Annotated in this window: 14 protein-coding genes; 8 read left to right on the top strand and 6 right to left on the bottom strand. The window is 68.8% G+C overall.

Features of this window, described 5'->3' with window-relative positions; all coding sequences use genetic code 11:
- Positions 1 to 17 precede the first annotated feature (17 nt).
- The gene (locus AB0F52_RS46165) at positions 18 to 1,241 is read left to right on the top strand and encodes a hypothetical protein (protein WP_285992949.1); all 1,224 of its coding nucleotides are present in this window, start codon (positions 18 to 20) and stop codon (positions 1,239 to 1,241) included.
- Here the strand turns inward: AB0F52_RS46165 and AB0F52_RS46160 are convergent.
- Together AB0F52_RS46160 and AB0F52_RS46155 are read right to left on the bottom strand one after the other, a co-directional pair.
- Positions 1,238 to 1,834 carry a TetR/AcrR family transcriptional regulator gene (locus AB0F52_RS46160; protein ID WP_360185146.1) on the bottom strand — a complete coding sequence of 199 codons (597 nt, stop codon included), beginning with the start codon at positions 1,832 to 1,834 and terminating at the stop codon, positions 1,238 to 1,240. The two genes, AB0F52_RS46165 and AB0F52_RS46160, sit on opposite strands and share 4 nt — an antisense overlap.
- 51 nt (positions 1,835 to 1,885) lie before the next feature.
- Positions 1,886 to 2,743, bottom strand: coding sequence for an NAD(P)-dependent oxidoreductase (locus tag AB0F52_RS46155; protein WP_360185143.1), 858 nt, complete (start codon positions 2,741 to 2,743; stop codon positions 1,886 to 1,888).
- A gap of 114 nt (positions 2,744 to 2,857) precedes the next feature.
- On the opposite strand from AB0F52_RS46155, the gene AB0F52_RS46150 reads away from it, so the two are divergent.
- A complete protein-coding gene (locus AB0F52_RS46150; RefSeq protein WP_360185140.1) occupies positions 2,858 to 4,045 on the top strand; it encodes a cytochrome P450 in 1,188 nt (395 codons plus the stop codon).
- Here AB0F52_RS46150 and AB0F52_RS46145 read toward each other — a convergent pair.
- The 3 genes from AB0F52_RS46145 to AB0F52_RS46135 are packed head-to-tail and all read right to left on the bottom strand — an operon-like array spanning position 3,992 to position 6,634.
- Entirely contained in the window at positions 3,992 to 4,405 is a 414-nt protein-coding gene (locus AB0F52_RS46145) for a carboxymuconolactone decarboxylase family protein (protein WP_285992945.1), read from the bottom strand. The genes AB0F52_RS46150 and AB0F52_RS46145 overlap by 54 nt on opposite strands.
- A complete protein-coding gene (locus AB0F52_RS46140; RefSeq protein WP_360185136.1) occupies positions 4,402 to 5,151 on the bottom strand; it encodes an SDR family oxidoreductase in 750 nt (249 codons plus the stop codon). Before AB0F52_RS46140 ends, AB0F52_RS46145 begins: the two co-directional genes overlap by 4 nt.
- Positions 5,152 to 5,161: 10 nt before the next feature.
- Positions 5,162 to 6,634 (bottom strand): aldehyde dehydrogenase, encoded by a 1,473-nt coding sequence (locus AB0F52_RS46135; RefSeq protein ID WP_360185133.1) that lies wholly within the window; start codon positions 6,632 to 6,634, stop codon positions 5,162 to 5,164.
- 58 nt (positions 6,635 to 6,692) lie between these two features.
- On the opposite strand from AB0F52_RS46135, the gene AB0F52_RS46130 reads away from it, so the two are divergent.
- The 6 genes from AB0F52_RS46130 (at position 6,693) to AB0F52_RS46105 (ending at position 12,516) form a co-directional block, all read left to right on the top strand.
- On the top strand, positions 6,693 to 7,502 hold the full coding sequence (locus tag AB0F52_RS46130; RefSeq protein ID WP_285992942.1) for an SDR family oxidoreductase: 810 nt from the start codon (positions 6,693 to 6,695) through the stop codon (positions 7,500 to 7,502).
- A gap of 109 nt (positions 7,503 to 7,611) precedes the next feature.
- Complete coding sequence (locus AB0F52_RS46125; RefSeq protein ID WP_360185130.1) at positions 7,612 to 8,148, top strand: trehalose-6-phosphate synthase; 537 nt, start codon at positions 7,612 to 7,614, stop codon at positions 8,146 to 8,148.
- A gap of 138 nt (positions 8,149 to 8,286) precedes the next feature.
- A complete protein-coding gene (locus AB0F52_RS46120) occupies positions 8,287 to 8,973 on the top strand; it encodes a hypothetical protein (protein WP_360185127.1) in 687 nt (228 codons plus the stop codon).
- A 13-nt stretch (positions 8,974 to 8,986) separates the two neighbouring features.
- Positions 8,987 to 10,570, top strand: a complete 1,584-nt coding sequence (locus AB0F52_RS46115; protein WP_360185124.1) for a WD40 repeat domain-containing protein — start codon at positions 8,987 to 8,989, stop codon at positions 10,568 to 10,570.
- 492 nt (positions 10,571 to 11,062) lie between these two features.
- Complete coding sequence (locus tag AB0F52_RS46110) at positions 11,063 to 11,341, top strand: DUF6444 domain-containing protein (RefSeq protein ID WP_360185121.1); 279 nt, start codon at positions 11,063 to 11,065, stop codon at positions 11,339 to 11,341.
- A complete protein-coding gene (locus tag AB0F52_RS46105) occupies positions 11,254 to 12,516 on the top strand; it encodes an IS66 family transposase (protein ID WP_360185191.1) in 1,263 nt (420 codons plus the stop codon). The genes AB0F52_RS46110 and AB0F52_RS46105 overlap by 88 nt, the downstream gene beginning before the upstream one ends.
- 275 nt (positions 12,517 to 12,791) lie before the next feature.
- On the opposite strand, the gene AB0F52_RS46100 is transcribed toward AB0F52_RS46105, so the two are convergent.
- Positions 12,792 to 14,747: an NPCBM/NEW2 domain-containing protein gene (locus tag AB0F52_RS46100; RefSeq protein ID WP_360185118.1), complete on the bottom strand. Its 1,956-nt coding sequence runs from the start codon at positions 14,745 to 14,747 to the stop codon at positions 12,792 to 12,794.
- Between the last annotated feature and the right edge of the window lie 147 nt (positions 14,748 to 14,894).

Below are 14,894 nucleotides of genomic sequence, written 5' to 3'. Positions count from 1 at the left end.
GCAGGAGGGCATGACAAGTGCCGAGCAGGTTTGTGACGCTGCGCCGGGGAGAACTGGCCGCCCTTCTGCCCGAGCTGCTGCTGGCCGGTCAGCTGATCGACCGGTCGGCGATGGCGTGGTGCATCGGCGCGTTCGGCCGGGAGGGGATGACGCGGATCGCGATCGAGGAATGGATGGCCGCCAGCCCGGTCTACACCCGCCGGATGCAGCGCGCCCTGCGGTACGAGGGAACCGACGTCGTCACGATCTTCAAGGGGCTGCAGCTCGACATCGGCGCCCCGCCGCAGTTCATGGACTTCCGCTTCACCGTGCACGACCGCTGGCACGGCGAGTTCCGGCTCGACCACTGCGGTGCGTTGATGGACGTCGAGCCGCTCGGGGACGACTACGTGACTGCGATGTGCCACGACATCGAGGACCCGACGTTCGACGCGACGGCCGTCGCGACCAACGCGAAAGCGCGGGTCCGGCCGATCCACCGGCCGCCCCGCCGTCCCGCCGATCGGCACCCGTGCTGCGCGTGGACCGTCGTCATCGACGACGCGCACCCGCCGGTCACCGAATCGGCAGGGTGCCGGAGGCTGCAGAAGACGCGGGCGGCCACGCTCGAGCTGGATCCGATCGACCCGGGCGACGACGGCGCGGCCGACTACGCGGGCCCGTTGCGCAGCGACATCGACTTCGCCGCGTTCTCGAAGTCGGCGCTCGTGCGGCTGGCCGACGAGGTCTGCCTGCAGATGCACCTGCTCAACCTCGGGTTCGTCCACGCCGTCCACGACCGCGCCGACCCCGAGCAGGCGCACGCGATCTGCCGCCGGCAGCTGATCGGCATCGCCGGGCTCTCGGCCGGGCGCCTGCATCGGTCACTCGGGCTGCCCGGCGGCGCCGAAGGCGCGCTGCGGCTGCTCGAACTGCACCCGCTGCTCAATCCGGCGGCCTACGTGCGGGCGACGGTCGGGGGAACCCTGGCGGTGACACCCTCGCCCGCCCATGACGACGGCGCGTGGATCTCGCTGTGCGGACCGCACGAGACCGCGCCGCTGCGGGCGATCGTGCGGGCGGTGGACCCGCGCCTGGACGTCGAGGTCGAGGGAACCCCGTTGGAGTGGACCGCGCGGGTGGTGTGGCGCGACGAACCGGCGAAGGAGTTCGACGAGGTCGCCGTCACGAGGTTCAGTTCCGGGGCGTCGTTCGAGTTCCGGCCCCGCCGGTCGATCCCGATCACCCCGGTGCGTCACTAGCTGCTGCGGCGCTTCGGGTCCTTCGCGCGGGTCCGGCTGTCGGCCAGCAGGAGGTCTGTCATCTTGCTCAGACGACGGGGGAGGTCCTCGAACGTCATGTACCCCGTGCCCGCGAGCACCAGCGCTCCGACGAACGCCATCGACAGCGTTTCGCGGGCCGCGGGGGACATCGGGCCGATCGCGTCGCCGATGCGGCGCAGCAGCTCGCTGCCGATCTGGTCGCGCAGCCGGCGGACCTCGGGGTCGTCGGTGAGCAGGGCGGTGGTGCACGCGCGGCTGAGCGCGGGGTCCTTGGTGAACAGCTCGGTGATGTCCCGGACCGCGTCGGCGAGCGACGCCGAGGGGGACCGGCGCGGCCGGGATTGCGGCGCCGGGAGGTCCTGGACCTGCTGCCAGAGGATCGCGCAGACCAGGTGCTCCTTGGACGAGAAGTACGTGTAGGCCGTCGCCGGGGAGACGTCGGCGCGCTTGGCCACCGACCGGACCGTGACGTCGCCGTACGGGACGGCGCGGACTTCCTCCAGCGAGGCCGCGATCAACCGCTGGACCGTGTCGGCCCGGCGCCCGTCGACGATGCGGCGTACCGGCTCCATCACGCTGTCCTGCTCTCGATCATCCCGCCATGATAACCGTCCGGACAGGCGTCAAGCGGCACCCTCGGGTGCGACACCCAGGCCGGCGGCGAGCCGGTCCAGTGCCAGCCGTGCGAGCGGTGTGTCCACGTCGAGCTCGGCTCCGAGTTCGATCGCCAAGGCGAGGTCCTTGTGGCCCAGGTCCCGCACGTGCGAAAAGATCGGGTACCAGCCTTCGTCCGGGGTGATCCGGGCGGTGGTGCCACGCACCATGATCGCGCCCGGGCCGCCGGTGACGGCGTCGGAGTGCCGCACCACCTTGCCCAGCTCCACCAGGTCGAGCCCGGCCGCCTCGGCCAGGCGCTGGGCCTCCGCCGCCGCGGCGAAAGACACGAAGTGCAGCAGGTTGCGCGCCAGCTTCGCGCGGGTCCCGGCGCCGGGTGGGCCCGCGTGCATGGTGTGGCCCGCCCAGTGCGCGAACACGTCGCGGCAGCGCTCGAACGCCTTCTCGCCGGCGCCGACCATGACCGCGAGGTCGCCCTTCGCCGCGCCGGACGCACCGCCGGAGACCGGCGCGTCCACGATGTCGATGCCGCGCGGCCGGTGCGTTTCGGCGAGCCGGGTGGCGGTGGCGGCGGCGATGGTGGAGTGGATGGCGACGACGGTGCCGGACGTGGCGGTTTCCAGGATGCCTGCCGGTCCTGACAGGACCTCCTCGACCTGGGCGTCGTCGCGGACCATCAGCGAGATCACCTCGGCGGTCGCGGCCACCTCGCGGGGACTGTCCGCCGTCCGGGCGCCGGCCTCACGGAACGGCTCGAGTGCTTCCGGGCGTACGTCGTGGACGATCAGGCCGCCGGGCCAGTCCAGCAGCCGCCGTGCCATCGGCGCGCCCATCCGGCCGAGTCCGACGAATCCCACGGGCTTCATCGCGGCAGCTCCCTCGCCTCTGATGGACAGCTGTCTGGACTTTAGTTCACCGAAGTGGTGGCGGTCAACGACCCCGGTTGCTCCCGTCGCACGGGCCGAGTAGTGTCTGGACACGTGTCCAGTAAATTCAATCCTTACGACTACGGCTTCCACGAGGACCCATACCCCACCTACGCCTGGTTGCGCGCACACGCACCGCTCTACCGCAACGAGGAGCTGGATTTCTGGGCGCTGTCCCGGTATTCCGACGTCGTCGCGGGATTTCGGGACAGCGTCAGGCTGTCCAGTGCGAACGGGGTGTCGCTGGATCCCCTGGCGTACGGGCCGCACGCGCACCGCGTGATGTCCTTCCTGGCCATGGACGAGCCGCGGCACCTGCGAATGCGTTCCCTGGTGTCGCGGGGTTTCACACCACGCCGGGTGCAGCAGCTGGAAGGGCGGGTCGAGGAGCTGACGCGGCAGCACCTCGACGCGGTACTGGACAAGGGGGAGTTCGACTTCGTCGGCGAGTTCGCGGGCAAGTTGCCGATGGACGTGATCTCCGAGCTGCTCGGGGTGCCCGCGGCCGACCGGGACCGGCTGCGCGCACTGGCCGACACCGTGATGCACCGCGCGGAAGGCGTGCTGGACGTACCCCCTTCGGCCGTCGAGGCGTCCCTGGAACTGGCGAAGTACTACGCGGAGATGGTCGCCTTGCGGCGGGAGCGGCCCGAGGATGACCTGGTTTCGGCGTTGCTGGACGCGGAGATCGACGGGGAGCGGCTCACGGCCGAGGACGTCATCGGCTTCCTGTTCCTGATGGTCGTCGCGGGTAACGAGACCACCACCAAGCTGCTCGGGAACGCGCTGTACTGGGCGTGGCGCAACCCCGGCGAGCTCCGCCGGGCGCTCGACGACCCGTCGCTGGTCCCGTCGTGGATCGAAGAGACCCTCCGGTACGACACGTCGAGCCAGATCATCGTCCGCACCGCGGCCACCGACCTGGACTACCACGGGGGAACGGTCCCCGCCGGCGCCCGCGTGCTGCTGCTGATCGGCTCGGCCAACCGGGACGAGGACGCCTTCCCCGACGGGGATTCCTTCCGCATCGGCCGCGAACCGGAGAACCGGATCGCCAGTTTCGGCGCGGGCGCCCACTTCTGTCTCGGAGCCTCGCTCGCGCGGCTGGAGGCGCGGGTCGCGCTCACGGAGATCGTCACCCGGATCTCGGGCTGCGAAATCGACGAGGCCGCTGCCGAGCGCGTGCACTCAACGAACGTCCGGGGCTTCGCCACGCTGCCCGTCCGGCTCACCCTCCGCTGAGCCGGCCGCCTTTTCGTGCTTCGCGACGACCTTGTCGACCGTCGTGGACAGCCTGGTGCCCAGAGGCCAGCCGACGTAGTGGGTGAGGAACACCGCCGCTTCGCGCAGCTGCGCCGCGTCGAGTTCCTCGTTCTGCAGCGCGGCCTTCACCTGGATCGCGGCGATGTCCTCGAGACCGAGCGCGGCGATCACCCCCAGCAGGAGCAGCCGCCGGTCCCGGAGGGAGAGCCCCGGCCGCGTCCAGATTTCGGCGAAGAGGTGGTCCACGGTCACCGCGAAGAACTCGCCGGGCATGTCCGGCATTTCCCAGCCGTAGACCTCGCGCATCATCTCGAGGCCGCGCTTGCGCTTGTCGTTCATCGCATGACCTGCCCGCCGTCGACGTTGAAGATCTGGCCCGTGATCCACCCGGCTTCCCCGGACAGCAGGAACAGGCACATGCCGACGAGGTCGTCCGGGGTGCCCATGCGCTTGATCGGCAGCCGCTCCACCATCTGCGCGACGATCGCGGCGGGGGTGACGGTGCGCGTGGCTTCGGTGTCGGTCGGGCCGGGTGCGATGGCGTTGATGCGGATCCCGGAGCCGCCGAGTTCGGTCGCGAGCTGCTGGGTGAGGCTGTTGAGCCCGGCCTTGGCCACGCCGTAGAACGACGAGTAGGTCCAGGCCGCGGTGGAGGACTGGTTGACGATCGAGCCGCCGCCGCGCTTGCGCATGTGCGGCACGACGGCGCGGGTGCACAGCAGCGCGCCGTCGAAGTTCACCGCCATGAACTTCCGGTAGTAGTCCCAGTCGACGGCGAGGAGGAGGTTGAGCTTCATCCCGCCGTAGATGGCGGCGTTGTTGACCAGTAAGTCGATGCCCCCGAAACGGTCCACTGTGGATTCGGCCATCGCCGTCACCGAGTCCGGTTCCGCGACGTCGGCCTTGACGCACAGGGCCGTGCCGCCGTCAGCGGTGATCCGCTCGGCCACCTGCTCGCCGAGGCCGGCGTTCAGGTCCGCCACGACCACGTTCGCGCCTTCCCGGGCGAGCGCGCGGGCGTAGGCCTCGCCGATGCCCTGCGCCGCACCGGTGACGATAGCGGTCTTTCCGTCGAAACGGCCCATGGCTTCTCCTCTACGCGGGCTCGGCGACGACCTTGGTTTCCAGGTATTCCTCGAAACCGGCCACGCCCATCTCGCGGCCGATCCCGGACTGCTTGTAGCCGCCGAAGGGCACGTCGGCGGAATACCAGACCGCGCCGTTGACGCTGAGCGTGCCGGTGCGGATGCGGGCGGCCACGGCCCTTGCCCGGTCCGGGTCGGCCCCGTGGACGGCGCCGGAGAGGCCGTAGGGCGAGTCGTTGGCGATCCGCACCGCGTCGTCGTCCCCGTCGTGTGCCAGGACGACCAGCACCGGGCCGAAGATCTCTTCCCGCGCCACCCGCGCCTCGTTGGTCAGGCCCGCGACGAGAGCCGGTTCAACATAGAAACCCTTCGCGTGCGGGCGGCCACCGCCGCAGACGATCTTGCCGCCCTCGTCCGCCGCGGTCGCGAGGTAGCTCTCCACGCGGTCGCGCTGGCGGGCCGAGATCAGCGGCCCGCAGATCGTCCGGCGGTCGGCCGGATCGCCGCAGCGGATCCGGCTCATCGCCGCGGCGGCCGCCTCCACCGCTTCGTCGTACCGGGCGCGCGGCACCAGGAGGCGGGTGGTGAGCGCGCAGCCCTGGCCGGCGTGCGTGCAGACCATGAACGCGGCCATCGCACACGCGGCCGCGAGATCGGCGTCGTCCAGCACGACACAGGCGGACTTCCCGCCCAGTTCCAGGAAAACCTTCTTCAACGTCCCGGCGGCCGCGGCCATCACCGAACGCCCGGTGGCGGTCGAGCCTGTGAACGAGACGAGGTCGACCCGGGTGTCTGCGACGAGCCGGGCCCCGATGCCGTGGTCCGCGGAGGTCACGACATTGACCACGCCGGGCGGGATGTCGGTCTCTTCGGCGATGAGCGCGCCGACGGCGGCGGCGCACCACGGAGTTTCGGGCGCGGGCTTGAGCACCACGGTGTTGCCCGCGGCGAGCGCGGGCCCCAGCTTGGCGAACGTGATCTGGTGCGGGAAGTTCCACGGCGTGATCCCGGCGACGACACCGGCGGGCTCGGCGAAGAGCGTCCGCCGGCTTCGCACCCCCATGGGTGCGGCGACCCCCAGGTCCCGGCGCCAAGCGTACCCGTCGGCCAGGTCGGCGAACCACGTGAGGTGCTCGATCGGGATGTCGAGCTGCGGGCCGTGGGTGAGGGCGACCGGGACGCCCGCCTCGGCCACGGTCAGCTCGCGCAGCTCGTCGCTGTGCGTACGCAGGGCTTCGCCGAGTTGACGCAGGCACCGCGTCCGCCGGGCGGCGTCCCGGGCCCAGCCCGTCTCGTCGAATGCTCGCCGCGCGGCCCCGATCGCTTCGTCGAGATCGGTGCCGTCGGCGTTCGCCGCGCTCCCGAGCACCTCCTCGGTCGCCGGGTTCACGGTGGTGAACTCCCCACCCCGACCGGAACGGAGCGCGCCGTCGATGAGCAGTTTCGCGGGCTCGTCCCGCCAGCAGGCAACCAGACTGGACATGTGTCCAGACGATAGTTTGCTGTACCGTCCAGCGCAAGGAGCGCGGAAGGAGTGATCGATGGCCATCACGCTGACCTACGAAGCCGGGGGCGTACTGGTCGCCGGTGGCACCGGCCGCATCGGCGACGGCATCGTGCGCCGGCTCGCGGCGGCCGGCGTCCCGGTGGTCTTCACCTATCACCAGGACTCCGCGCACGCGAAAGCGCTGGAAGCCGAGCTGAGTGCCGACGGGCACCGCGTCCGCGGCGAGTGGATGGACATGGCCGACACCGCGTCGATCGAAGCCGCCCTGGACCGCGTGGTGAGCGAGTACGGCGACGTGCACGGCGTCGTCTGTGCGGGCGGGCCGCGGTTCGAATTCGACCGGCTGATGGACGTTCCCGTCGACGCGGCCGAGCGGTTCGTCAACGGAGACGCTCTCGGCGTCTACCGCATCGCGCACGCGGCCGTTCCCCTGTTGCGCGAGCGCGGCGGCGGCACGATCACGTTGTGCACGACCATAGCCACGAAACGCGCCATCGCGTTCGATGGATTGTCCCCGCTGTCCAAGGGTTCGGTGGACGCGCTGATCAGGACGGTCGCGGCCGAAGAGGCCGAGCACGGGATCCGCTGCAACGGGGTGGCGATCGGCTGGGTGGAAAGCCGGACGATCGAGCAGGTGCGCGAACACACGCGGCTGGGTGTGACGGACCCGGTCACCAAGCTGGACCGGCTGAACGTGCTCATGGAGCAGATGCTCGACCTCGCGCGGCTGGGCCGCCCGGTCACTCCGGCCGAGGCGGGCACTCTGTTCGCCTTCCTGGTCTCAGAGGAAGCGAAGTACTTGACTGGTCAGGTCATTGCGCTCGACGCGGGCGTCCTGCTCTGAACCCCGACCCGGCGAGGAAGGAACCTGTTATGAGTGCGCCGGCCTGAGCCCTGTACCGTGCCACAACTCGACCATGGTTCGCTGACCTGCCGTTTGTTCCCGCGCTACCTTGAGCAGGGAACGTATCGCGAGGTACGCGAACCTGCGCGAACGCGTGGATCGGCCGGCCGGGCACCTCAACGGCAGCTATGGCCGGATGGGCGGGCCAGTGCTGCGGTACACGAACAGCGTGCTCGACTTCGACGGAGTCGTGTGCCTGTACCGAGCCGCCGACGTCCTGTACGTCGCAAGCCGCGTCGACGACAGAGGGGTCCTCGTACTGAGTGAATTCGCTGGGGCTGCGGCCGAACTCGGCGAAGCCGTCCTGGTGAATCCGAACGACACCGACGACCTGAAGGACGCGATCCTGCGCGCCATCGCCATGAGGCCCGCTGAACAGAGTCGGCGGATGAAAGCGACGAGGAAGCGATTGCGGGTGCACGACGGTCGAGCATGGGGTCTCTTCGTTCATCACCGCCCTCGAAGGCGTCTCCCGACCGGTCTGATGGACGACGATGAAGGGTCAGATGCGTCGTGGCCGATGGTTCTGTCGTCCGAACCGTGTAGTTCGCCAACCGACGCTGTCACTCGAGCTGCAGGTCGGTGATGAATTTCAGGGTGGGGTTATGGATCAACTCGGTCCTCGGACACTCTGTGGGTTCAAGTCCCTAGCAACACATATCTGGCAGGCTCAGTCCCGTGCCTACGGGTCGCCGGTGCGTGCTCGTGGTGCTGGAGGTGCGTGGTGGCGGTGCCGGAAGCGGTGGCCGGACTCGCGGCGATTCCGGGCGTCCGCATGGCCGCCCAGCTCGGCGAGCCGAGTCTTGACACCTCCGCTTCGACCGATGTCCTGGCGGTAGCACCGGCACTAGCCGGACTGCTGCCGGGCGGTCTGCGGCGCGGTAGCACGATGTCGGTCGTCGGCTCGATCGCCTTGGTTCTGTCGTTTGCTGGCCGAGGCGACCCGCGATGGATCGTGGGCGACAATTACTGGCATGTCAACGCCGGCGTGGCGGCGGCGGAGCTGGGCGTCGACGTCGACCGGCTCGCGCGAGTGCCGTGCCCGGGGGCGGAGGTTGCCGCAGTGCTGTCGGCCTTGGTCGACGGCTTCGACCTGGTCGTGCTCGGCTCGGAGGTCGCTCGCGGCATCCAGCCGCAAATGGAACGCAGGTTGGCCGGCCGCCTCCGCAACCGGGTGTGGTCCTGCTCACCGCCGGCGCCTCGCCCGGCGCCGAGCTCAAGGTCTGTGTGTCCACCGCCGGTGGCGCGGCCTCACCGAGAGGAGGAAGGCTTCGGCCATCTGGAGCTCCGTGACGTCGTAGCGCCCAGCTGCGGCCGCGGCACCGCAGTTCGCCCCCGCAACATCATGTTGCAACTAACCAGCTGTGGCGGTGCCGTCGCAGCTGTCGAGGCAACGGCAGCCGCGGGCTGACCGAGGTCGCCGGATGAGCCGTCCGTCGCAACCGTGGCACCCCGTCTCGTTCGATGTCAACTACCGGCGGTCGCTGTGGCCGGAAGCCAGGACAGTGGATGGCGAGCTCGGTCTCGCCGTCGAGGATCCGGAAGTGGGTGTCCTCGGCGATGACGGTGACGATCCTTCCGGCGTGGCTGGCGCCGACGCGCAGGCGTTGCCGGGCGACCATGACCAACTCCGTCGCGGGGACGGCGACGTGCCGGTGTCCGTGAACGCGGCCAACGCAGTCGTGACGGGGGCGCTGGCGTGGCACCCGAACGGGACGGTGATCGCCGTGACGGGCGGTTCCGGCCTCATCACTCTGCTTGACGTCACGACCCGATCGGTCACGCGCGTCGATACCGGCCGAAGCTGGATCAGGGCGGTGACCTGGCTGGCCGACGGCCGGATCCTCATCACCGGTGACCAGGACGGAGTCGTTCGCATCTGGTCGGTCGAGGCGCAGGAGTCCCCGGCCTACGACGTGCAGGAGAGCGAGTCGTTGCCGGGCAGATCGGTACTCGTCAGAGCCATGGCGGCTGACGAGCAAGCCGGTCGGCTGGCCGTAGCACAAGGAAAGTCCTCGGTGCGCGTCTGGCAGGTGACCGGCGACCTCCGGCACCACGCCTCGGTGCGCCCGTGGCGACCTGCGGGACCCGGATACGACAGCGCCGGCGAGTTCTGGACGCGCGTCAACTCGGTACGTTGGTCTCCGGACGGAGCAACGATCGCCGCGGGCACCGCGACCGGCGCGGTTCTCCTGTTCGCCACCAGTGGAAGACGAACCCGGCATCCCGACGAGAGAGCCTTCACCCCACCAGCATGGTTCGGTTGGCCCGGGACCAGCCTCGACCTCAGCGGCGGCGAAGTTCGCTCGATCGCGTGGGCACCCGACGCACGTGGTCTGCTCGTCGTCGACCACAGCGGGGCATTGACCCTGATCGACTTCGACCGCGGCGAACGCCGGCTGATCTCCCGGGACGTATCCTGGGAGAACGGGCAGGTCACCTGGAGCACCGACGGGCACAGCGCGGCGGTCGGCGGCCTGGAGAACGTTCAGCTGTGGCGAACAGACTCGTGGCAGGCCGTGGACCGGATACGGGTGGCCGGTCACATCACCGGGATGGCCTTCGCGCCGCACGGCGGCGAGCTGGCCGTGGCTGCAGGCACCGACTTGCTCTTGATCCGCCTGCGTGACCGGGTCATCCGGAAAATCGGCGGGCACGAGATGGGCATCAGCGGCGTTCGCTGGTCGGCCGACGTTCTCGCCTGCTGCGGTCTCGACGGCACGGTGTCCGTGTACACGCCGTCCGGGCAACTCCAGCACGTCTTCAACGGTGACCAGTCTGCAGTCTTGGACGTCGAAGTGTCCGCCGATGGCGGGCAGGTGGTCGCCGTAACCATGAACGGATCGATCCTGTGCTGGGAGACGTCGACCGGACGGCGCACATCCGGTCTTGCCGTCGACAGCCAGTTGTTGACGTGCTCGCTTGCACCGGACGGTGACCGGTTGTCGGCGGGCGGCGCAGCAGGCTCGTACGTCCTGACTCGCTATCGAAGTGGTCCGCTCAAGTAGAACTTGCACCGTCCCGCCCTTGCTGCAGTGTTCATTTTCGTTGCCAACTGTCGCTGATGACCCCCACAGTTGCCGCCTCAACGAGGCGGCGGTTTATGCCCGAGCGGACGTCGAAGCGGAATCCAATGGCAGCTCCGCCGGCCAGGTCGTTGGCTCACTGTGAAGGGCTGTCGCCCTCCAGGCTGGTATCAGCTTTCGGGATCTCGCCGCCGACAGCAACTTCCTCTGAGCGGCGCCCATCGGCATGTGGCCATGGATCTGTCCCGTCGTCTCATCGTCGGATGCAGATTGCGATGCGAAGTGTTGGCGGCAGGTGGTCACTCGCCGCATGTGGCGGAGGGACTGTGTCCGGCAGTACGCGTGTGTTCTCGATGGGGCGAGGTCTGCGAAGGCAGTCGCAATCCAGTTGGCGCCGGATCATGATGCAAAGCTATGGTGGTCGCATGAACACGCATCCTGCGCAGGGGTGACTGTTCAGACCCTTTCCGGGCTGTGAGCGGTCTGTGGGATGATCTTGTTGTGGGAGAAGGTGTTCGTCCGTCGTATGACGAGCTAGCCGCGCTGGTCGCAGCGCAGGCGGTGGAGCTCGCGCGTGCGCGGGATGAGATCACCGCATTGCGGGCCGAAGTCGCCGCCCTCAAGCGCCGCTTGGGCAAGAACTCGGACAACTCCTCGATGCCACCATCCTCGGACAGGTTCGGCAAACCCGCCCCAAGTCACTGCGCGGCAAAACCGGACGTAAACAGGGCAAGCAGCCCGGCGCGCCCGTAGCGAACCTGTCCCTGCTGGAGAACCCGGACACCATCGTCGACCATGCTCCGTCGACGTGCTCGGGGTGTGGCGCGGGTCTACGCCGGGCTCGTCGTGCGGGGATGATCCGGCGGCAGGTCGTGGACCTGCCGCCGGTGCGCCCGTCGGTGACCGAGCATCGCCTGCACCGGATGCGGTGCCGCGGTTGCCGCCACATCACGACCGCGGCCGCCCCGCCCGAGGCGACCGCGCCCGCGTGCTACGGATCGAACGTGACCGCGTTGGCGGTCGATCTGCCGACCTACCGGCACATCCCGGTCGCGCGGACAGCGCAGCTGCTGGCGGACCTGCTCGGACTGCCGGTGTCAACCGGCTGGGTCCCCGGTGCTCTCACCCCGGTCGCCGCCAACCTCGAGGAGTTCGCCGAGCGGGTCGAGCAGGCGCTGCGGGCAGCGCCGGTGGCACACTTCGACGAGACCGGCATCCGAGTCGAAGGAATGAACTGGTGGCTGCACGTCGCCTGCACGCCCCATCTCATCGCCTACCTGCCGCATCCCCAGCGCGGCGGTGAGGCGATGGACGAGTTCGGGATCCTCATCCAGTTCCGCGGTGTCGCGGTCCATGACGGCCTCATGTCGTATCAAGACTTCGGACGCAACCACGCCCGCTGCAACGCCCACCACCTCCGCGAGCTGGTCGCAGCCGGCGAGGCTTTTCCGGAGCATACCTGGCCCGGAATCGCCATGAAGACTCTCGAAAAGCTCAACACTGCTGCTCATGTGGTACGAGACGCCGGCCTGGCCGCGATACCCGCACACATCGTTGATCCGTTGCTCTCGAGGTTCGTCCGCACCGTCCATTTTGGCCTGCTGCTGCACCCACCGGATCAGGGTCGCAAGCAAAGCAAGACCCGGAACCTGCTGGTGCGTCTACGCGACTGCCCGCACCAAGTCCTGCTCTTCGCCCGCGACCTCACCGTCCCGTTCACCAACAACCAAGCCGAACGCGACCTACGGATGATCAAGGCCCAGCTGAAAATCTCCGGCGGCTGGCGCACTCAACACGGCGCCTACGCCTGGCTGCGGGTCCGCGGCTACATCTCCACCGTCCGCAAGAACGGCCTACACGTCATCACTGCACTCCGCGACGCCATCACCGGAAACCCCTGGCTACCAACAACTATCGAAACGACCTGAGCAGTTACCGCAGGGATGCTACGAACATGTGTTCGAGCCCCCCGGCGGTTACCTTGCGCCTCGGACGATCAACTGGCTACAAGCACGAACCCTTGGCGTAAGTGTCGCCGATGATCTCGAAGAGCACGTGCCGACACATATCGATGTGGATGGGCGCTGGGAAAAGTCTATTCGAAGCGATGTTCTCGTATTGCTCGGCGTTCGATCGGACGGATTCCATTCTGGGCACCACCTTCTGGTGCCAGGTATCGGAAACCGGGCGGCTGCTGCCGGCCTCAGCAGGTGATCGTGGCGTTCGCCCAGTCGGCGTGATCGTTGGTGTTGCCGTCGCCGGCGTCGGTCACCGACAGTTCCAGCACCTGGACGCCGGTCAGCTGCGCGGACAGCGCCTGTGCCTTGTCTCCGGGGTGCATGACGCCCGTCGCGGCGAGTACCTTGCCGTCACCGAGGATGCGGAACCCCACGCTGCCCCCGGAGTTCTCGTCGTCCATCCCGACCAGGGCGCCGACGGACGTGCAGGATGCGCCGACGTAGACCCGCACGCTCGAGGGGGCGTGGGCACCGATGCCGTCGTCGTAGCCGACTCCGGCGATGGCGATCCGGTGGCCGTCACCAGGCTGGCTCTCGCCGTTGCTCGTGCCGCGTTCGACCGGGCCCCAGCCGTTGTCGGACGACATCCACGGGGCCTTTGACAACGCCGTCGTGCCTGACGACGGGCGGGAGACGAGCGGTGACGTGCCTTCCGAGCCCAAGGCGCGCTTGCCCCACGTGGTGAAGTAGTCGGCTTTGGCCGCCAGCCTGACGCGCTCGCCACCCGGCGCCACCGGCTTGAACGTGATCTGCTGCTGCCACGACTTCCCCGGGGGTACGGCCGGAACCGTGAACGTGCCGGGGCCGTCGAGCTGCCAGCCGACGGGCGTCGCGACGGTGGCCCGGAGCTGGGTGATCGGCGTGCTGCCGTCGTTGGTGACCTGGAGGGTGGTGGTCAGCGGGCGGTCGGCGGGCACGTAGTCCGGCGCCGGCAGGGCCAGTGTCGTCATCGGTGCGGCCGACGGGTGCGTCGACGGCCAGACCCGGAAGACGGACGAGTCGTGGGACGCGACGGCGTCGCGGAGGGTGCCCGCGGTTTCGGTTTCCGTGCCGGTCCAGAGGTCGCGGACGCGGAAGGTGTGGCCCTCGAGACCGAGTTCCGCCGCCGTGGTGCTGATGGTGGTGCTCGCCGACCCACGGTTGAAGAGCACTACCGCGGCCGATCCGTCGGACATCGGCTTCGCCCAGACTTCGGTGTCGCCGTCGTCGCGGAGCTTGTGGCCCTGTGTGCCGGCCCAGTCCTGGTCCAGCGCGATGACGTCGTTGTTCTCGAGGATCGCCTTGGTGGCGGGCGACATGGCGGGCAGGTCGTTCCCGGCCAGCAGCGGCGCGTTCAGGAGCGCCCACAGCGCGAAGTGTGACCGGTACTCGGTGTCGGTCATGCCGCCGTTGCCGACTTCGAGCATGTCCGGGTCGTTCCAGCCGCCGGGGCCCGCGAACTTTTCCAGGCCGACCTGCTGATCGAGGATGCCGGTCATGCTGCCCCAGTTGTCGCTGATGTCGCCGGTGGTGCGCCACAGCTGCGCACCGGCGTCGAGCCCCCAGGTCCACGGCTTGTTCTCGCCCCATTCGCAGAGGGCGTAGATCATCGGGCGGCCGGTCTTCTTGATCGCGTCGCCCATCTTCGTGTAACGCTCGATCGCAGGTCGACCCTGGTTGTTGCAATTGTCGTACTTGAGATAGTCGACGCCCCAATCGGCGAAGGACTGCGCGTCCGCCTCCTCGTGGTCGAGCGCGCCGGGCATGGTCTTCTGGCAGGTCAGTGTGCCGGCGCTGGTGTAGATGCCGAGCTTCAAGCCGAGCCCGTGGACGTAGTCGGCGAGGGTCTTGATGCCGTGTGGGAAGCGTTCGTGGCTGGGTTCGAGCTTGCCCTCGGCCGTGCGATTCTGTTCCGCCCAGCAGTCGTCGATGTTGATGTACTGGTAGCCCGCGTCCTTCATACCGGACGACACCAGTGCGTCGGCGGCACCGCGGACGAGGTCCTCGTTGATGTCGCAGCCGAACCTGTTCCAGCTGTTCCAGCCCATCGGCGGCCGTTCGCCGACGCGCTGGGCAGCGAAGTAACCCGGCTCCGCGGCTGCGGCGGGGACGGCTTCGGCGACGGTGACCACCGAGGTACAGGCGGCTATCGCGACGGCCATTCCAACAAGACGACGCACGAGTACCTCCAGGAGCGCGCAACTTTACGCAGACTCACTCAACAATCAACACGACGGAGCGAGTGGCGTCTACGTCCGTTAGTAGGTAATCCATTGCGTGGCCCCTGGGTCTGCTGCACGAGTAGGTGA

Origin of the sequence: Amycolatopsis sp. NPDC024027 (genome assembly GCF_040638975.1) — a bacterium.
Classification (GTDB): domain Bacteria; phylum Actinomycetota; class Actinomycetes; order Mycobacteriales; family Pseudonocardiaceae; genus Amycolatopsis.
The sequence above is the reverse complement of the archived record's forward strand: the minus strand, read 5'-3'. Positions and strand labels throughout refer to the sequence as shown.